At 60.0% G+C, this 18,840-nt stretch carries 15 protein-coding genes; 7 read left to right on the forward strand and 8 right to left on the reverse strand.

Annotated elements, in window-relative coordinates; translation table 11 throughout:
• Positions 1–115 precede the first annotated feature (115 nt).
• Both Q8M73_12575 and Q8M73_12580 read left to right on the forward strand, forming a co-directional pair.
• On the forward strand, positions 116–739 hold the full coding sequence (locus tag Q8M73_12575) for an ATP-dependent Clp protease proteolytic subunit (GenBank protein MDP2289383.1): 624 nt from the start codon (positions 116–118) through the stop codon (positions 737–739).
• Positions 740–747: 8 nt separating this feature from the next.
• Complete coding sequence (locus tag Q8M73_12580; GenBank protein ID MDP2289384.1) at positions 748–1,347, forward strand: ATP-dependent Clp protease proteolytic subunit; 600 nt, start codon at positions 748–750, stop codon at positions 1,345–1,347.
• A 6-nt stretch (positions 1,348–1,353) separates the two neighbouring features.
• Here Q8M73_12580 and Q8M73_12585 read toward each other — a convergent pair whose 3' ends face one another.
• Complete coding sequence (locus tag Q8M73_12585) at positions 1,354–3,066, reverse strand: DUF4012 domain-containing protein (GenBank protein MDP2289385.1); 1,713 nt, start codon at positions 3,064–3,066, stop codon at positions 1,354–1,356.
• A 159-nt stretch (positions 3,067–3,225) separates the two neighbouring features.
• On the opposite strand from Q8M73_12585, the gene Q8M73_12590 reads away from it, so the two are divergent.
• Positions 3,226–3,738 carry a hypothetical protein gene (locus Q8M73_12590; protein MDP2289386.1) on the forward strand — a complete coding sequence of 171 codons (513 nt, stop codon included), beginning with the start codon at positions 3,226–3,228 and terminating at the stop codon, positions 3,736–3,738.
• Between the two features lie 177 nt (positions 3,739–3,915).
• Complete coding sequence (clpX, locus tag Q8M73_12595) at positions 3,916–5,193, forward strand: ATP-dependent Clp protease ATP-binding subunit ClpX (GenBank protein ID MDP2289387.1); 1,278 nt, start codon at positions 3,916–3,918, stop codon at positions 5,191–5,193.
• On the opposite strand, the gene Q8M73_12600 is transcribed toward clpX, so the two are convergent.
• Positions 5,185–7,932, reverse strand: a complete 2,748-nt coding sequence (locus tag Q8M73_12600) for a hypothetical protein (GenBank protein ID MDP2289388.1) — start codon at positions 7,930–7,932, stop codon at positions 5,185–5,187. The genes clpX and Q8M73_12600 overlap by 9 nt on opposite strands.
• A gap of 96 nt (positions 7,933–8,028) precedes the next feature.
• Here Q8M73_12600 and Q8M73_12605 point away from each other — a divergent pair, with 96 nt between their 5' ends.
• Complete coding sequence (locus Q8M73_12605; protein ID MDP2289389.1) at positions 8,029–8,826, forward strand: hypothetical protein; 798 nt, start codon at positions 8,029–8,031, stop codon at positions 8,824–8,826.
• A 43-nt stretch (positions 8,827–8,869) separates the two neighbouring features.
• On the opposite strand, the gene Q8M73_12610 is transcribed toward Q8M73_12605, so the two are convergent.
• The 6 genes from Q8M73_12610 to pilM form a co-directional block, all read right to left on the reverse strand.
• Complete coding sequence (locus Q8M73_12610) at positions 8,870–11,089, reverse strand: hypothetical protein (protein ID MDP2289390.1); 2,220 nt, start codon at positions 11,087–11,089, stop codon at positions 8,870–8,872.
• Positions 11,090–11,139: 50 nt separating this feature from the next.
• Positions 11,140–11,817, reverse strand: coding sequence for a prepilin-type N-terminal cleavage/methylation domain-containing protein (locus Q8M73_12615; protein ID MDP2289391.1), 678 nt, complete (start codon positions 11,815–11,817; stop codon positions 11,140–11,142).
• Positions 11,799–13,145 (reverse strand): type II secretion system protein, encoded by a 1,347-nt coding sequence (locus Q8M73_12620; GenBank protein ID MDP2289392.1) that lies wholly within the window; start codon positions 13,143–13,145, stop codon positions 11,799–11,801. The genes Q8M73_12615 and Q8M73_12620 overlap by 19 nt, the downstream gene beginning before the upstream one ends.
• Before the next feature lie 93 nt (positions 13,146–13,238).
• Complete coding sequence (locus Q8M73_12625; protein MDP2289393.1) at positions 13,239–13,928, reverse strand: hypothetical protein; 690 nt, start codon at positions 13,926–13,928, stop codon at positions 13,239–13,241.
• On the reverse strand, positions 13,925–14,740 hold the full coding sequence (locus tag Q8M73_12630; GenBank protein ID MDP2289394.1) for a hypothetical protein: 816 nt from the start codon (positions 14,738–14,740) through the stop codon (positions 13,925–13,927). Before Q8M73_12630 ends, Q8M73_12625 begins: the two co-directional genes overlap by 4 nt.
• Positions 14,737–15,879, reverse strand: a complete 1,143-nt coding sequence (pilM, locus tag Q8M73_12635) for a type IV pilus assembly protein PilM (protein ID MDP2289395.1) — start codon at positions 15,877–15,879, stop codon at positions 14,737–14,739. Before pilM ends, Q8M73_12630 begins: the two co-directional genes overlap by 4 nt.
• Positions 15,880–15,990: 111 nt before the next feature.
• Here pilM and Q8M73_12640 point away from each other — a divergent pair, with 111 nt between their 5' ends.
• Positions 15,991–17,160 carry a PilT/PilU family type 4a pilus ATPase gene (locus Q8M73_12640; protein MDP2289396.1) on the forward strand — a complete coding sequence of 390 codons (1,170 nt, stop codon included), beginning with the start codon at positions 15,991–15,993 and terminating at the stop codon, positions 17,158–17,160.
• On the forward strand, positions 17,153–18,832 hold the full coding sequence (locus Q8M73_12645; protein MDP2289397.1) for an ATPase, T2SS/T4P/T4SS family: 1,680 nt from the start codon (positions 17,153–17,155) through the stop codon (positions 18,830–18,832). Before Q8M73_12640 ends, Q8M73_12645 begins: the two co-directional genes overlap by 8 nt.
• The last annotated feature ends 8 nt before the right edge of the window (positions 18,833–18,840 follow it).

Genomic DNA, 18,840 nt, shown 5'->3' on the forward strand with positions numbered 1-18,840 from the left:
CGGCGAACATGCGCCATCTGGGGAAGTTCTCGCAGGGCTTGCAGGTTAGGGTCAGTGCAGTTCTCTTCAGGAGGTTCGCGTGACGCAACAATTTTCAGCTGGTTCGGGTCCAGTCATGGCTACCGGAGGCCTCTCAGGTTTCGGTGACATGCTCGACGAACGACTCCTGCGCGAGCGCATCGTGTGGCTCGAAGGTGAGGTGCGCGACGAGAACTCCAACCGCATTGCCAAGCAACTCCAGGTACTCGCGGCCGAAGATCCCGATGCGGACATCACGCTGTACATCAACTCACCGGGTGGCTCGGTCACTGCGGGCATGGTCATCTACGACACCATGCAGTTGATTCCCAATGACGTCACCACCATTGCGATGGGTCTTGCAGCCTCGATGGGTCAATTCCTGCTGTGCGCTGGCACGACGGGCAAGCGATACGCGACACCCAATACGCGCATCCTTATGCACCAGCCTCTTGGCGGCATCGGTGGCACGGCCAGCGATATCAAGATCCAGGCTGAGCAGATGCTGTTCATCAAGAAGCGTCTGGCCAAGTTGATCGCTGAGCACAGCGGGCAAACAGTGGAGCAGATCGAAGCCGACTCTGATCGCGACCGCTGGTTTGATGCCGAAGAGGCAAAGGCCTACGGGATCATCGACCATGTGTACGCGGGTCCGGAGTCAGGCCCTGCGGACGCACCGGAAGCGACAACGAAGAAGAGCTCCAAGGGAGAAGACAAGTGAATAACCTGATGCCTCAGAGTCGCTACATCCTGCCGGAGTTCCGTGAGCGTCATGCCAACGGTGAGCGCACTCACAATCCGTACACCAAGCTCTTCGAAGAGCGCATCATCTTCCTGGGCGTGCAGATTGACGACGCCTCGGCAGATGACGTGATGGCTCAGTTGCTCTGCCTTGAGTCGATGGACCCTGATCGTGACATTCAGATCTACATCAACTCACCGGGCGGCTCGTACACCGCGATGACGGCGATCTACGACACGATGCAGTTCGTCAAGCCGCAGATCCAGACCGTGTGCCTTGGCCAGGCAGCCTCCGCAGCAGCCGTGGTCCTGGCTGCGGGAACTCCGGGCAAGCGCTTTGCTCTGCCGCACGCGCGCGTGCTCATCCACCAGCCTTACACCGAGGGTGGTGGTCAGGGTTCTGACATCGAGATCCAGGCCAACGAGATCCTGCGCATGCGACTTGAGATGGAAGGGATGCTGGCCAAGCATTCCGGCCGCACTCCTGAGCAGGTTGCCAAGGACATCGAGCGCGACAAGATTCTGACCGCTGCTGATGCCAAGGAGTACGGCATCATCGATCAGGTCATTGCCTCGCGCAAGGGCTAGCCGCTCTCAGCCTGCTGCTTCAGGGCACTTGGTCACCTTGAAGACCATGCGCAGCTCAGTGGATTCCCCGCGCTTGAGTTCCACGGGCACCATCCAGTTGGGGCGCCCCGAGGTTCCGCCGTATGCCGGCTCAATTGCCTTGCCGTCCTTGTTTGCTTCCTTCAAATAGGAGGAATCCTCAAGAGTGGTGCCGGGAGCATAGGCAGTCACAAACGTGCGAGTGAAGCCGCTGGGCACAGATGGGTCAGGAATGCCATCCTGGTCAAGAGTCACGTCGACGTAGGGCGGCAGATTCTTTGGAACCTGGTTGTGCATGCGGATCGTGGTTGAAACCGTGCCGTCCGTCGGGCAGTTGCTGGAGTCGATGTCGATTTGGCGCGTGACGTATGGGTCCAGCTTTCCGCCGGTCCCATTGACGAAGCCAATGATCAAATCCTGTGGATGCTGGGCGAAGGCTGCCGCAATTGGCAGGGTTTCCAGCCACGCTTGATCGATCCTGTTCTTTGACCAGACCTTCAAATGACCTGCTTCGACTGCTTTGCTCATCGCGCCCCACAGTGCTGACCCATCCAGCGGTCGTTTCAGTGCGGCGTCGATGGTTGCGTAGGTCAGGCCCATCGCCAGCTCGTCCTTGGCCGCAACGTCGCTGAAACCGGGAAACTCCTCGTAGAGATCCTGGGTGAAGAACCTCTCTGCTGTAGAGGAGTCGATCGTGACGCCCTTGTGCTCGACCGGGCCGGTGCCGGCCAGGATCGCGGCGGTCACCGACGGATCGATTGCGATGACGCCGTCAATTGGAGTGCCGCGTTTGGTCATGCCGGCACTGGCCAGCCTTGCCACCGTCGGGAAGTCAGCCGCGATGTTGAATGAGGCCCACTCACCCAAGGCTGGGCCCCACGTTCCGGCAGTCTCTGGACTCACGGCCTTCCAATACGGAATCTGCTGGGCCCGCGGGAATTCCTTGTCCAGATTCTTGCGACTTCCAGCCTCGATGATCTCCATGTTCCCGTTTGTGAAACGAACAATCAGATATGCACTGAACAGACCACCAGAACCGCGCAATTCGGCGGGGTTCTGCGCCATCACCAGCCAGGTTGTGGGCCTACTGGCCCCCAGCATGTTGCGCAATGGGCCGCCTGCCTGAACTGCCGTATTGAGGGCCGTCACCAGATTCGGCAGGGACTGCTTGGCTGAGGCGATCGAATCAGACAAGCCGATCGCCTTGCCCAGTGGATCCGTGAAGCCTCCACTGGAGACCGACGCCAGTTGCGTGTTGGCGCGGTCAGCTGCCACCCGCAATTGCTCGATCAGGTCTGGCGAATCCAGCGCAGCCATGATCTTGCCAACTGTCGACTCCTGCCCTCCGATAGCGGCCATCAACGGCACAGCGGCGGTGGCCAGTTCGTCCGCGGCTATCGCGGCAGCCGTGGTCGCCCGGGCACTTGACCCCAAGAACGGGAGAATCTCTGCCACTTGCCACACCGGCTTTTCAGTGGCGGCCCGAAGCTCGGCTGCGGTAGCGGCAAGGGCCGTCAGATCGGTCGCTGCTTGCTTGGTGTCCAAGGTGCTGATGGACTTCTGAGCGGCGTCGACCTGGCTCTGCAGCTGGTGCGCTTGGCGCGCTGTGGCAACGATATTGAAAGCGAACCAGGCACCTACAAAGAGGAGAACCAATCCCAGAAGAACAGGGAGCAAGCGTGAGGCGCCGCGCGATTGCATCGCACGAGGGTACGTCAATTCCACTTGGGCTCGGTGGCGCTACTCCCTCGCGTCTTTTTGACCCGAATAATCTTCTGAGGACTGGTAACAAAATTGCAACACGTCTGGGGTAGTCTGACTCCCAGTTTCGGATCGCAGCCGCTCACGCCTGGGGGATACATGTCGAAGATCAAAGCAACCGTTGGTGCAGCCATTGCCACCATCGCCATTGCCGGGATGGTTGTCGTAGCACCGCCAGCCTCTGCTGCGCTGTGTGGCTACCCACCAGTTGAGTGCCCGGCAGGTGCTACCAATCCGCCCGAGGACCAGAGGATCGGCGCCACTCCTGCAGCTGCTGCTCAGGCCGGCATGACTCTGCCTTCCGAAGAAACTGCCAAGGAGACTCCTCCCACGCGAGCTCCCGAGCCGGCCAAGAGCATCGGTGAGTCACCGAAACTCCCTGCCACCAGGGGTGACGTTGTGAAGGTGCGGGCAGTTGTTGATGGAGGAGTGACGTACCGGGTGCTCGTCAAGCGCAACGACGGTCCGTACAACTTCGTCGGAACAGTGACTTCAGGCCCCAATGGAGCCGTAACGCTGCCTGCCATCCAGTTCGACCGCAGAGGCACCTACACGATCGCTCTGCAGGACGGCAAGGGTGGCACGGACTACATCAAGGTGAACGTCGCATAGTGTTGCTTTCAATGAAGGCCGCCCACTTAGGGCGGCCTTCATTGCGTTGAGAGCGGATTCGGCGTGCCGCGAGGCTGCAATTGGGCCATCGGGAAGGTACGGTCATTCCTAGTCGGGCTGTAGATCTGACTGGATTGCAATGGACAAGCCCCTTGGGGCGTTGAAAGGGGCATGGGCGTGGCGCGCATCGGCGAGAGCGGCGATCTGCTCAAGTGCTCCTTCTGTGGAAAGAGCCAGAAGCAGGTCAAGAAGCTTATTGCTGGCCCTGGTGTCTATATCTGTGACGAGTGCATCGACCTGTGCAACGAGATCATCGAAGAGGAGTTCAGCGAGAGCCTGGAGCTCGGGCTGGGTGAGCTTCCTAAGCCTCGCGAGATCTTCGAGTTCCTGGACCAGTATGTGATTGGCCAAGAAGTCGCAAAGAAGGCACTGGCCGTTGCCGTCTACAACCACTACAAGCGCGTGCAGGCTGGCGGCGAAGGTGGCAAGGATGACGCCATTGAACTTGCCAAGTCCAACATCCTCTTGCTGGGTCCAACTGGCTCTGGCAAGACTTTGCTGGCCCAGACCCTGGCACGCATGCTCAATGTGCCGTTCGCCATTGCAGATGCCACTGCGCTGACCGAGGCTGGCTATGTCGGTGAGGACGTTGAGAACATCCTGCTCAAGCTCATTCAGGCTGCTGACTTCGATGTGAAGAAGGCCGAGACCGGCATCATCTACATCGACGAGATCGACAAGGTCGCCCGCAAGAGCGAGAACCCGTCGATCACTCGCGATGTGTCGGGTGAAGGTGTGCAGCAGGCACTGCTCAAGATCCTGGAAGGCACGACAGCATCTGTGCCGCCACAGGGCGGGCGAAAGCATCCCCATCAGGAGTTCATTCAGATCGACACGACCAACGTGCTGTTCATCGTCGGTGGAGCATTCGCCGGTCTGGATCACATCATTGAGCAGCGCACCGGCAAGAAGGCCATGGGCTTCACCTTCGACCTCGTCGATGGCGAGCGCCCGGAGATCGACACCAACCCCGCGGACATCTTCAGCCAGGTGATGCCTGAGGATCTCCTGAAATTCGGCATGATCCCGGAGTTCATCGGCCGTCTTCCCGTCTTCACCGCCGTGAGCAAGCTCGACCGCGATGCCTTGGTGGCAGTGCTGACCGAGCCGCGCAATGCGCTCATCAAGCAGTACCAAAGACTCTTTGATCTGGATAACGTCGAACTCGAATTCACCGATGGGGCTCTGCAGGAAATTGCCGATCAGGCCCTGTTGCGTGGTACTGGTGCTCGTGGTCTGCGCTCAATCCTTGAAGAAGTACTGCTCAATGTCATGTACGACGTTCCCAGCCGCGACGATGTCGGCAGGGTTGTCATCAACGACGAAGTCGTGCGCGACAACGTGCATCCCACACTGATCCCTCGTGAAGAGGAACGTCGCGACAAGTCAGCCTGACGCGAATCCGCGCTGATTCACTGCATCGACTGCCAGCATTAACTCGCGCGAATCGCGCAGGGCTGTTGCTACCTCATCACTTGTCTCGTCGGGACTGATGATCCAGGTGATGCCTTGGCGCAAAAGTGCCCGAGGATCGATGTAGCGATCCACCTCGCCGATCAGGCGCGTGCCATGCCCGGAAATTGCGGTGACTGTCTGTTGGATTGTCAATGCGTCCACGCCCGTCAACCCCTGCAGCATCGCTTGGGGAAACATGATCGCCCAGCGAGACCAGCCGACGAGATCGTCAGGATCAGCTTCGGCGGCAGCAGATGCACTGACGGCGATGTGGAAGCCACGATCTGCAAGCACGCGCAGCGACTGACCGCTTCCGCCTGCGATTCGGTCGAGAAGTACAACGGTGCGCGCACTTTGGCTGCGATCCAGCCGCGGGCTGACCAGATTGGGCAGGGCAAGGTGCCCCACATCTGGTCCCAGCAGGACAGAAGGCAAGGGCAGCATCACGGGAAGTCGCGCGCTGCAGTGGCGATCAACCTGACTCATGACTTCCAACAGCTGATCGATCATGATCTGGGTGCCGACTGCCGCCAGTTCCGGCTGTCGATTGATCAGCGTCGTGAAATCTGCGGGTCGGCTGAGATCCACATTGCCGATCACGCGATTCCATCCGACTTCCAGCATCAGAGCCTGCACCGCCATTGTGGATGCGTCATCAATTCGACGCAGTTGCAATGGAAACGCAGACAGGTCTTGCTCATCCTTGAGCTGCTGCAATACGTCCAGAGCAGTGAGTGGCATCTCTGACTCTCCGATGATGTCTTCTGGGCGAATGTCGTAGGTCAGCATCGAGTCGATGATGAAGGAGTTGCGCGTGCTCGCATCCGCAGCCAGACGACTCTCGGCTGTGGCTATCAGTCCTTCTTGAGTGAAGTCATCCACCTGATGTGCGGCGTAGCCCATCGAGATGCTGACGTGCACATCGACAGCCAGGCGATGCGCGGGAACCGAGCCTTGATCATTGATTGTCTGCTGCAGTTCTCGCAGGAGTGTGATGCTGTTGCGCACGATGGGTCCACCGGCGAGAGCCAGCCAGATGCGACCAGGTGCTTGGTATGCCATGAAGATGTCGTGCCCTGCGAATGGCTCATGAGCCATGGCCATTCGCGCAATCTGGGCTACTGCAGCCTGCTCAAAGCGACCGCCATTGAGGGCACCGAATTCGTCGATCGCGAGCACTGCGACAACCAAGGAGTCGCTGTGCGGATTGGTATCTGCGCGAGCCTGCATCCGCTGCACGGCCTGCCCGAACGCTGCCAGAGTCGGCCATTGGTGAATTGCATCGAAGAAGTGGTCGAAGGACTTCTCATCGCTGCTCTCGGCATCGCCGAGCATGGGCATCACCAATGTCAATGCCGCGAGGTTGGAGAACTGCGCGAGTATCGCGGGTGAGCGTGTGATGAACCAACCGGGCCAGAGCCACGACGCGATTGTCACCCCTGTCATGTTCAAGACGCTTGGATTCGGATAGCAGTTCACATGCATGTGCGGAAAGGCCTGCAGTGCTGAGGCGTCAAGCACAGGTGTGCTTTCGTAGCGGTCACGTCCCACTAGACAGGTGTTCATGCGGCCACCGCCGTAGTCGACTACAGACATCGCGCGGGTGGCGCCGAAGATCGCGATTGCCATGCGCGCAACTGTGGGCAGCGCGGCCCTTCGAGCAAGTTCATTGCTGAGTGATCCTCCTGCCAGACGAACCACGATCTGTGCCTGATGCTCACCCCAGAGGCTCAACGTGCGCTTGGCATCGCGCCTCCACATCCAGATAGAGGCGCACCACAGCAGCAGCCATCCGGCAACGAACACTGCCAGGCTGGAGAGCTTGATCTCCAGCAGCGGACCGGAGTTATCGAGCGTGCGCATTGCAGAGTCTGCCCACGCAACGCTCCACGCAAGCCCTGCGCTCACTAGGGCCACGATGATCCGGTGCGAATCGGTTGCGTCGATGAGCAATGCCCACGGACGCGCCGTCGCATAGACCCAGCGCTGGGTGGCATTGAAGCCAAGGCCAAGAGCCATCGCGGCCAGACCGGCGAGCACCATTGGCCACGGTGATCTGTTGTAGTTCACGGTTGCAGCCAGCGGGCTGACGATTACGAAGGCGACCAATCCAACTGCGGCTGACATCCAGGCCTCGATCAGCACGTGGAAGCGTGCGTTGGGGTCGGCCTGCAGCCGTGGTCCAGTCGTGGTCAGCATCTTGACGACTAAGGCGATGATGAACAGATCCAGGGTGAGCCAAGGCTCCAGGTAGAGCCCGGCAAGCATGCCGCCTACGAGCACGGCATCGAAGTTCAAGGTCGACGCCTGCCAAGGTTGAATCGGAGTCGATGGATTATCGAGCAGTTCACGCGTGCGCGCGGCGTTGCGGGTGCGAAAAATGGCCTGAGGCGTGAACACGCTGAAAGCAATCAGGATGATGGCTACCAGCGTGGTCTGTCCCGCCGAGTCTGCAGCGCTTGCATCTGCGTTCTTGGACATCGCCAATTCGCTGATTCCCAGCGCGAGGGCGGCAATTGCGCTGGCGATGCACACAGCTCCGACGACGCCGGCCCGAAACTGGGTGCGCGACTCTGTGAGGCCTGCTGAGCGACCAGAAGTCTCCGGATGCAGCCAGGCTCCAAGCGTGGCAATGAAGCCGACTGGCATGATGGACGTCCGAGGGCGCATCGCCGACATCACCCACCCTTCGCCGACCTGAGGTCTCAGGATTGGTTTCGGACCGATTGCCGCACGATGGCCACGTACTATTGAGGGTCCAAGGGTGGGAGTCCAGTGCAGATCGGTGATCAGTTCTCCGCTGATGCGATCTATGCCCAGACTCTGCACCGTGCCAGGGTCTTCGAACGAGCCTCCCGTCGGAAGGCGGCGGCTGGGGAGGCCCTCAGTGCCCTGATCTTCGCTTGGGGCGCAGACATCTCGCTCATGCAGACAAGCCTGTTCGAGCGCGTTGTGCTCGGTGCCAAGGCATTGACCCGGCAGTATTTTGCTGAGGCGCAGACCCTGCTGGCCGCATTCGACCCGACTCTGCCCGACACTGTCGGAGTCGAATCCGTGGCGGATATGCAGTTGCGGGTGCGCGAGCAACTGTTCCGCGCCTTGCCCCGTGACTTGGCGATGGACGTCACTGGGCGCCTGCCAGACATCACCTACTTGGCTGCATTGCCCGCACCCACCGCAGATGCGATGCGGCGGGGAGTGCGCGAGCGCCTGCAGGGGCTCTCATCTACGCAGTTCTGTGCACGCCGCAGACGCGATGCTGACGAGCTGATGTTGCAGGCTTTGGCCGCGCATGCGCGTGCCGACAAGCGCTCAGCTGCTGATCTGTCCTACCAGAGTGTTGTGCTCTGCTTGGAGGCGTACCTCGTGGAATCCGCTGAGGCAGCCGGCGACCATGGGCTCTGGACCGTGGAACTGCGCTGGGAGCTTGGGACGTGCGCGATGAGCGAACTCGTGGGACTCCCGGATGATTTCCACTCAGCAGTGATCACTGTGCGGGAAGCCTTGGCTCACGGCCTGGGTGAGCCTGACGGAACACGTTTCCTGAGCATGCTTCCAGACCTGGGTAGTTAGGTGTGCAAGGAAGCCTGATCCAAGAGTGCAGGACTCAGTGCGTCTAACTGATCGAGATCGCCAGGACTTGTGCAACTTTGGTGCGGTCTGGCTTGGTAATCACGAACTCCGCTGAAACGGTGCTGATTCCGCCGGGACTGGTGAACGCCACGCGATTGTTGACCACAGCGACGCTTCCGAAACCACTGGTAATTCTGGCGAAGTCCAGGGTGCTGCCTGCTGGAGCACCAGCGAGCACGTCGTAGGTCACGACAGTGTTGCGGCCCTGCGTTGCGGAAATGGCCGCCACGTCAGTTCGCGCCTCAGCATCACGTCGGACATCGGTCTCGGACACCGCAAGCACGTGCCAGGGCTCCTGCGAGAGCTCTTGCATGAATGGAGGCGGGCTCAATGTCTTGAATCGTTGGTCGTAATGGACGATCAGGTCCTGGTAGCCGGCATTGCTTCCGGTATTCGTCAGTTTGCATCGGTAGTTCTGCCCAATCGAGCCGACGATGTCAAGGTTGCCCATCGTGGGGGATGACGTGTAGTCCTGAACTGCGAAGCAGCCTTCACGCGACAAGATCGCCATGTTGATGATCAAGTTCTGCATGTTGGCCGAGATCCACTGGTTGTTGCCTGAGGTCACAGACGGATGGAAGATGTAGAGGTAGGCCTTGGGCACCACGCCGAGCAGGTTTGTCGAAGTCAAGGGCGGCACGCCGTAGTCATCCGCTGGTGGTGACGTGTAGGTCGTGTTGGTCACGGTGCTGTCGATCGTCCTGCCCGTCACAACGATGTCACCGTCGGCCACGACCGTGTACTGCCCGGTGTAGGAGCCCTGCATGTACGTCGTTCCGCGACGACACATCGTCGAAGTCGGCGTGGACCATGTGTCGATCTGCTGACCGCTTGGATTGGTCGTCTCGATGGGGAAGCCCAGATTGGTTCCCGACCCCGAGAAGAGGGAGTTGTCGTTCAGGCTCAATGTGGGATCAGGGATCACGAATGGATAGGGATTGGACCCGTACTTGATTTCACACGTCGGAGGCGTCACGCTCCAGTAGTTAGGGTCCGTCGTCGCAGTTGGGACATCCTGCACATAGATCACGCCATTGAATCCGGCCGCGACCATGGTGGCGTAGTCCAAGATCGCAGTCGGGTGGCGCTGGCCTGAAGTAGGCACCGTTGCATGCGTTGCGCCTTGCAGGACTGTTCCCGCCTGGCAGAAGGCGTTGGTCGACTTGGTATCCGGACTTGTCACAGCGATCTTGCCTGCACCACTGACGGTGTAGAAGCGCAAGCGAGTTGTGCCAGTGAACAGGCAACCCGATGACTGCGCAAGTTGCTTCATGGTCGAGACCTGAACGGTAGAGGGCATCTCCAAGGTGCTCTCAAAGCTGGGATTCCAGAGCTTGGGAGCCACGGTGTCGATGATCTCAGCGCCTAGGTAACTCTGATTGGAGTTCGAGTTGAGGTATATCTGGTCGATCCAGTCGTGGTTGACCGGACACCCCGCTGTTGCGGCAGTCGGCAGCGGACACGAGCTCGTGATGCGACCGTGAAACGTCTGGCCGGCCACACCTGGGATGGTCGAGGGGTCAATATTGGCGATATCGGAGTTGAAGTACCAGACATCGTTGGTGTGCATGTCGCCGTACCAGCTCTCTGAAGAGTTGATCGCGTCGTGCTTGCATTTCAGCGAGTTGCGATGCATACCGTTCTGCGTCACGTTTACCGTGCCCCCAGTGGTATTCACGAGCACTGGACCGGCAGTTGCCCACAGTCGGTTGCACATGACTGCGGCTTCGGCAGCCGTGAGTGTTCCCGATTTTCCGTCATAGGCGCCGGGGTAGCTCGCTGGCCAGGTCTCGAGGTTGCTCATGTACGAGTAGTCAGCCGACGAGCGCTTGACGATCACGGCCTCCACAGTTCGTATGACTTGTTCCGAGCCTGAGTTGGCGCGACCCGATGCGGTCACGCGGATTCGACCGGTGCGCGATGCCGCTGCGGAGTCGATGCTGTAGGTGAACTGCGCGGCACTGCTTCCACCAGGTACATCAACCCATGACGTGAGCGCGGCATTGCTTGGATCATTTGTCTTGTAGTAGTCGATGTTCGCTGCGAGCCGCGCGCGGTAGTCGTCGATGCCCGCCTCAGCAGCGGCCCACGCCTGATAGGAGATCTCGCTTCGCTCAGATGGCCGAATCTGGTTTGTCACCGCCTGCGCGATGATCGATGAAAGCGACAGGAGCACTGCCGACCAGATGATGACCAGGATCATTGCCGCACCCTTGTCTCGCTCGGTCGCGGGCGTTATCGAATCTGGGGAAATCATCTTGGGTTCTCGAGAAAGACAGTCTGCACCAGTGACTGGACTGAGGCGGAATCGCTGATCGTGATGTCGACAGTGGAGATGGCTCTCATCTGCTCGGCCGTGAGCGAAGCACCGGCAGGTGGCACGAGTTCTGTGGAAACCTGATTGGAAAGACTCCAATAGCGGAAGCTGATCGTGGGAGATTGCTGTGATGTCGTTTGCACGAGAGTGCGCGTCGCCGGCACACCTGTATAGCTTGGGAGTCCATTGGTGAGCACCGCAGTGCCGGATGCGTTCGCCGGCGTGTGAATCTGCGAGATGACGCCTGCTGAAGTCCTGGCAATGTGCACCAGATACGGCAGCCGATCTACCGGGCCGGTGCCTGAGTAGGTGGTGAACGTCATCGAGTTTGCGGTGGCCTCAGTGACTGCAGGCGGTGGGGACGCCCCTTCGACCGGATTGTCTGCGTAGCGGACCAGACGGGTGAGCCATTCCATCGCATTTTGCTGCTGCGCTTGAGATGTCGACCCGAGTTGCGCTACCTGCATCGTGCGAATCCCGCGCACGAACAGCGTTGTGACGATCGCCATCAGAACAGCGAACACTCCGATTGCGACCAAGAGTTCGATCAGCGTGAAGCCCTCATCACGCCCGCGGATCCGGAATCTGTTCATCGTCACGCCGGCAGAGGGCATGGGTCGCTCACTGTTGGGTAGATCAGCAGTGGGGAGTTGGACGGCGACGGCGACGCAGTTGGGGTTGGAGTGGGAGAAGGAGTCGCGGACACAGAGCCAGGGATCGGCCACTTGGCGCTGCACACACCAGTTTGTGGTGATGTCTGGATGCTGATGGTCGTGGAACTTGTGGAGCTTGAGAGCTTCCATGCTCCGAAGGGAAGCTTGGTCTTGAGCACCATGCTGCTGCCGACGGTCCCCACGGCGATGGACTCCACACAACCTCCCGAGCCGCCGAGTGCGTCGGTGTGAGAGGCAATGATCACGCTTCCGCCAGAGGCGACCACGTCGATTCTGGCGCCATTCAAATTGGCATCTGTGGTCTCACCGGCGCTGGTATTGACCGAAGTGGACGCAGTCGTTGCCGAGTCTGAACACTGTCCAAGCCAAGTCGAATAGCCGGCTGTCCTGGGCCATAGCCCAGTGACGGTAATCGGGTAGTCCTGAATCTGGGATGGTGCGCGTCCCAAAGGATCAGGGCTGAGGGTGATGGGGACATTGGGCGGCACGCGATAACCGTCTGATGCGGTGCTCAACCGGATCGACGCTGGCAGGTCATAGGTGAAGGTGTAGGGCGTGTTTGCCAGCGCCTGCACCTGCTTGACCGCGGTGTTGGTACCCGGCGACTCGGTCATGTATCCCGCTTTGCTGATCCCCACTTGCCATTGCGTGCTGATAGGAACATTGGGGATGAAGACACAACCGTCTGCGCCAGTGGTGTAGGAGAACGCGCTCGACATCCCTGTCAGATCGGTCCCAGAGATTGCGACTCCGCTCACTGGCTGCCCGTTGACGTTGACGACTGAGATGGTCGCGGTGCCGGTGTTGTTCACCGTCGGGATCGGATCCTTGGGGTACACCAGAAAGTCCGAGGTCTGCGGTGCTCGGAGTTTGTTGCTGGTGACCTCTACATGCACCCTGACATAACTCTGACCCGACACCATGCCAGTACCGACGTTGCATGGATTCATCGCCTGTCCGATGCCCACCCAGTTCGCAGTCGTGAGCACCGTGTACTGGCCCTGGCTGGTGATGACTGCTCGCGAGGACTGCCCGATGGGGATTGCATAGGCGCCGCTGGCTCGCAGAGTCTCGGCCTGGCTTCGGGCAACCGTGGCTGCGGCGACCCGGTCTGCATTGGCGCCCACGGTCTTCAGCGCTCCAATAACCATGGTGAGAGCCGCACCGGCAACGACGAGGAACACGGCCATTGCGGCAATCACTTCAATCAGGGTGAAACCTTCCTGTCCTGATCGGCACAGGTCTCCACGGTTTGGCAGATCGCACATGGTCGCTCCACCTTCCGCTGATAATCCGCAGCCCTCAACGAGTTTCGGACGGAATCAATAGCGTCACACCCAAGGGTCGAAGTCGTTCAAGAGCTAGTTGGCTGTCGTGGAATCCTGAGCATCCTGCTGCGCCTTCTGGATGATCTGCTGTGCAGTCGCGACCAGATCGGGGAGCTGGGACTCCAGTACAAACATGGTGCCCGTCACGGTGAGGGTGCCAGCGTTCGACTTCGCGCCATCGCTCACCGTGTTGGCTCCCGTGATCAGCAGTTCGCGATCCAGTCTTCGAAGCAGACTCAGGAATACCAGACGTTGACCGTCGGATCCGCTCACGGTGACCTCGATGGTCATCGTCGCCAGATGCACCCCGAGATCGACTTTGGCGACAGCAGTTGTGGGCTGCGCCGCGCTGCCTGTCTTGTCCACGCTCTCGGGGATCGAGGCATTGATGACCTGCACATTGCGTGAGCTGATGCCTGCCTGCCGAGCAGCCGCGGTTATCTGCCGAAAGACTTCCGGCAGCTGCGCGGACTGTGGCATGCGCGAGAACAGGCGCTGGGCCTCCTGGGCCAACTGCGGCGCCTGCTCCCCGAGCCGCAGGATCTCCTGATGCTTCTTCACCAAAGTGATATTGGCTGTTTCAACCTGCTCGGTCTGAGTCTTCAGCTCCTGAGCCGTGGCGATTCTCGGTGATAGCACCAGGGTCCACATCGCCAAGGCCAGCAGCCCAAGTACCGCGCACGTGATGATGCCGGTCACTTGCTCTTTGCTGAGACTCCTCACTGCGCACCACCATTGCCTGAGCCCGGCGGTGCGGGCGGATTCAGCAGCTGAGCGACTTGCTCCTTTGTCAGCGGGGTCGCCAACCCTGCCGGCGAGATGCCCACTGTTCCCGTGAATGAGACAGCCTGCTGACCGGTACCTGCCGCGTTGGCCAGGGTGGAGGAGTTGACGTAGGGACCAACAAACAGTGGATCGCGACCGAGTGCTACCAGCAGCCGAGAAACCTGATCGCGACTCTGCGCACTGGCATTGAAGGTCGCGCAACCGATGGTCACATGCTGGGCGAAAGGATCGGGGTCCGGACAGGCCGACTGCGCTGCGCGGTTTGCCGATGCTGGCGTGTAGACCACGGCCAAGGTGGTGAATCGGACTGCGGGGTAGCCAGCGGCGCTGGCGGCCGCCAGGAGTTGCTGGTAGATGGCTGCAACTTTGGGCTGCGAAGCCATCGTGGTGCGAACCAGGTCTTCTTGTCGCCGGATCTGCGTCACCATCTGTGCGATCGGTGCCAGGGCCTGCACTTGAGCCTGTTCGTTGGCGTTGGTGCTCTGGGCTTGGACCAGCGCTTCCTGCGACGCTCGGATTGCCGGGATCTGAGCAGCCCAAAGGAGCCCAGCGATCAGCAGAATCACCATGCCTGCGAAAGTTCCCGCTCGGCGAATCTTTCGCATAGCAATGCCGGCAGCAATTGATGTGGGAAGCAGATTGACCTGTGGGAGTTCCAGCGGGAGATCCTCGCGCAGGCTTGATGGCTGCGGGGATCGGCTGAAGATGTCCCCAATGCTCTTGTTTCGCCAGCTCGTGTCGGCGCTCATCCCACCCTCGCTGTCGCCAGGCCAATGGCCAACGCCAAGCGTGCGTCAGCCGGCTGGTGTTTGAGCCGTTCACCGCCGGGCAGGCCCATCCATGGCTGGCCGCTTGTGATCGGATAGGGCAGTTGTGTGGCGATGCGTTCCACGAGCCCAGGCATGCTGGCTGCCCGGCCGACGATCGTCAGTTCCGTGACTGCAGCCGAATTCTCGTCGGAACGGTAGTAGTCAAGGGAGTTGCGAATCTCTGTCACAACGGTGCTGGCCCAGGAGTTCATCGTTGCAATCACCCGAGAGTCCTGTGCTTGCTCCAAGGAGGCAGGACTGTCGAATGCGGCACTGAACACACTGGATTCGGCAACCGGGACAAGCACGGGAACGGGAACATTGAGTTCAGTGGTCACTTTCAACTGCTCGGCCTGATGAATGTCAATGCCGAGTTCTGCTGCAATCTCTTGAGTGGCACCCGATCCGCCTCCTGGGCTGAGCACCCTGATGAACAAGGGCTGTCCCTGTGACTGGATGGCCACTGTCATCTGCTCGGCGCCAATGTCGACGATCGCACGTGCTTGCTCACCTTCTGGGACCTGGCCTTGGCACATTGCTCGAATCAGTGCCAGGGGTGCGTGATCAGCGATCACCGGCTCGAGCTTGGCCTGGCTGATAGCGCGGGCTATTGCGGTGGTTTGCTCACGCTCGGCGGCGACAACAAGGATGCGGTTCTCATCCACCGCCTGTGCCTTAGCGCCGGCTCGAGACCTCCGTTCGAGCAGGTGGTAGTCAAGTTCCACTGAATCGATGTCCATTGGCAACGCATCGATGACCTGATAACGCAGAGCCGAGCGGAAGTCTGCTGGCTGCATCCAAGGCAGATCGAGCTGCCGCGTGAGAACACTGGGCGCAGGCACGGCAAAGGCCACCTTGTGCCGTGTGAAGCCGCCACTTCGCCAGAGTTGGCGCAGGGCCTTGGTCAAGGCCTGGGGATCCACAAGCACGCCTTCGTGCATGATGCCCGGCGCGAGATCGACCCAGGCTGCTCGTGCGATCTGCGGCTGGGCACTCTTTCGGGCAGAGCGCAATTGGACCGCGCGGATTCCACTGGATCCGATGTCCAGCCCTACCAGGCTGAAGCCGGCCTTGGCCATGCGTGTCCTCCTCACCTCTTCGGCGTGGGTATCGGCTGGATTCAGGTGGAAGGGACGAAGGCGTCTGCCGCTGGAGTGCCGAGAACCCGAATCTGAGCCGAAACCCAGAGCATGTCTGCTCACCTTGCAAAGCCGCCTGATGTGACAGATCACATCGAGGTGTCAGAAGGTCTGTGTACCGCACAGGAGGCGACCACTGCGCGGCCACAGTTGCGCGAGATTCTGGCTGCGGCCATCTCGCACGGGGCATCCGATGTGCACATCCGACCCGGCAATGCCCCGCTGCTGCGCGTCTCAGGGCAGTTGTACCCACTCGACCTTCCTGAGCTATCTGCGGCGGACACCAGAGATCTGATCGACGAGGCACTCGTAGTGCAGGCCGATCGAGCCGCCTTCGAACAGCGTCATGAATGCGACTTCGCTTTGACGATGGAGGGTCTCGGACGCTTTCGGGCCAATGCTTATCGAACGCGGGGCGCCGATGCGATGGTGCTCCGACACGTACATGAGCAGGTGCCATCGCTGGACGAACTTGGGCTGCCGCGCTCGGTGCGAAGTCTGGCCCTGGCCACTGGCGGCATCCTGCTGGTCTGCGGCCCCACTGGGTCCGGCAAGTCGACTTCGCTCGCAGCAATCGTCGATTACATCAACAGCAATCGACGATGCCACATCCTTACGATCGAAGATCCAATCGAGTATCTGCACCCGCACAAACTTTCGACAGTGAGTCAGCGCGAACTGCATACAGACACGAGCGAATTTGCGAGTGCCTTGCGGGCCGGCATGCGGCAGGACCCGGACGTGATCCTCATCGGCGAGATCAGGGACGCGGAGACTCTGCGCACTGCCCTGCAAGCTGCTCAAACAGGACACTTCGTGCTTGCCAGCATGCACGCCCGATCGGTCGTTGATGCCGTGCACCGCATCGTGGACTCATTTCCATTGGAGGAGCAACGACAGATCCGAGCTTCCTTCGCCGAGTCGATGCAGGCGATCATCTGTCAGCATCTGGCGAAGTCCGCGCGCAATGACGGTCGCGTACTCACTTGCGAGATCGCGGTCTCCACACCACGAGTCAAGGACGCGATCTGCGATCCTGAGAGAACCGCACAGTTGCACGACATCATCGCCGACGGCGATTACTACGGCATGCACACATTTGAGCAGGATCTCGTGCGACTGGTGCTTGTAGGCGATTTGGCAGTTGAACAAGCGGAGACAGTGTCCAGTCGGCCTGCAGACCTTCACGTCGCCCTTCGCAGGGCAGGTCATCGTGACTAGCGTGCAGGATTCAGTGAGCGATGTGCTGATCGCAGGTGGTCTTATCACTCGCGAGCAATGGCAGGCCGCCAGCGCAAGCGCCGATCAGCGTGGCGAACCAGTGCTCAATGTGCTGGTTGAGCAAGGGAGTGTCACTCGGAAGGATGTCGTGCGCGCCACTGTGCAGGCAGCAGGTCTTGAGTTCGTCGACATCATGAACGTCCCCATAGACCAAGGCCTAGCGAAACTGATCACTGGTGATCAGGCGCGCAAGTATCACGTCATTCCGATCGCGCTGGATGGCGACACCCTTGTCGTGGTGGCTGACTCCCAGACCGCTGCCAATTGGCAGGTGGCTGAGGACCTGGAAGCGATCACTCGACGCTCGATCCGCTTCGCATGCGCTATGAAATCCGAGATCGCCATTCGGCTGAACCAGATCTATCGCGCAGAGTCCGAACTCGGGGAGCTCGTCAAGGGAATGCTGGATGACGAGCGAGTCATCGACATCCAGGCACCTGTCGTCGCCACAGCAGATGCGCCGCTGGTTCGCTATGTGAATTTGTTGTTGAGTCAGGCAATCTCAGACAAGTCCTCGGACATTCATATTGAGCCAAGTGAAGATCACATCCGCATTCGCTTCAGGATTGACGGAGTGCTCAAGGAGCAGTCGCCAGCACCGAAGGAAATGCAATCGGCTCTCATCTCTCGGCTGAAGATCATGGCTGACATGGACATCGCGGAGCGACGAGTGCCGCAGGATGGGCGCTTGTCCCTGTACTGGCAGGGGAAGAAGATAGATCTGCGCGTCAGTTGCCTGCCCACAGTGTGGGGCGAGAAGATCGTCATGCGAATCCTTGACAATTCCTCTGCTCAAATGACTCTGGCCGATCTTGGATTCTCGGCTCCCAACCTTGCGCATTGGACACGCGCCTACGAGCGACCCAATGGGATGCTCATCGTCAGCGGGCCAACGGGCTCCGGCAAATCCACCACTTTGTACGCGACTTTGAACACCGTCGCCCGACCTGAGATCAATATCGTGACGGTGGAGGATCCGGTCGAATATCGCATTCCAGGGATCAATCAGATTCAGACGCATGCCAAAGCCGGACTCACCTTCGCCTCGGCATTGAGATCCATTCTCCGGGCGGACCCGGACTTGATTCTCATCGGCGAGATTCGTGATCACGAAACTGCGCAGATCGCCATTGAGTCCGCATTGACCGGGCACTTGGTCCTGACGACCCTGCACACGAATAATGCGCCGAGCGTGATCACCCGTCTCATCGAAATGGGGATCGAGCCCTTCCTCGTGAGTTCAGCTCTCGCCTGCGCCACGAGTCAGCGACTGGCGAGGCGACTGTGCCCTACTTGCAAGCGCCCGGCGCTGAAATCAATTGCGGAACTCTCGGCTGCGCAGTTTGAGTTTCCCCCTGGAGTGGATCCAACATTCTTCGAGCCGGTCGGCTGCTCGAGTTGTGCGAACACCGGATATCGCGGTCGGCTGGGATTGCATGAAGTGATGCCGATGTCTGAGGCGATCGGCCAGCTTGCTTTTCAGCGCGCCTCGTCGGACGAAGTGCGCCGAGTGGCCATCGAGGCCGGCATGCGAACACTTCGTCAGGACGGCTGGCTGAAGGTCTCGCAGGGACTCACCACGATCAGCGAGGTGCTGCGTGTCATCGCCTAAGGAAGCCA

This window comes from Actinomycetota bacterium, assembly GCA_030684515.1.
GTDB lineage: Bacteria > Actinomycetota > Actinomycetes > S36-B12 > S36-B12 > UBA11398.

Coding starts and splice junctions, on each gene's coding strand:
- Q8M73_12610 (MDP2289390.1), bottom strand. CDS start 11,089: ATGATCCTGGTCATCATCTGGTCGGCAGTGCTCCTGTCGCTTTCATCG.
- Q8M73_12580 (MDP2289384.1), top strand. CDS start 748: ATGCCTCAGAGTCGCTACATCCTGCCGGAGTTCCGTGAGCGTCATGCC.
- pilM (MDP2289395.1), bottom strand. CDS start 15,879: ATGGCCAAGGCCGGCTTCAGCCTGGTAGGGCTGGACATCGGATCCAGT.
- Q8M73_12620 (MDP2289392.1), bottom strand. CDS start 13,145: ATGTGCGATCTGCCAAACCGTGGAGACCTGTGCCGATCAGGACAGGAA.
- Q8M73_12585 (MDP2289385.1), bottom strand. CDS start 3,066: ATGCAATCGCGCGGCGCCTCACGCTTGCTCCCTGTTCTTCTGGGATTG.
- Q8M73_12590 (MDP2289386.1), top strand. CDS start 3,226: ATGTCGAAGATCAAAGCAACCGTTGGTGCAGCCATTGCCACCATCGCC.
- Q8M73_12600 (MDP2289388.1), bottom strand. CDS start 7,932: ATGTCGGCGATGCGCCCTCGGACGTCCATCATGCCAGTCGGCTTCATT.
- Q8M73_12615 (MDP2289391.1), bottom strand. CDS start 11,817: ATGCCCTCTGCCGGCGTGACGATGAACAGATTCCGGATCCGCGGGCGT.
- Q8M73_12640 (MDP2289396.1), top strand. CDS start 15,991: ATGTCTGCTCACCTTGCAAAGCCGCCTGATGTGACAGATCACATCGAG.
- Q8M73_12575 (MDP2289383.1), top strand. CDS start 116: ATGGCTACCGGAGGCCTCTCAGGTTTCGGTGACATGCTCGACGAACGA.
- Q8M73_12630 (MDP2289394.1), bottom strand. CDS start 14,740: ATGAGCGCCGACACGAGCTGGCGAAACAAGAGCATTGGGGACATCTTC.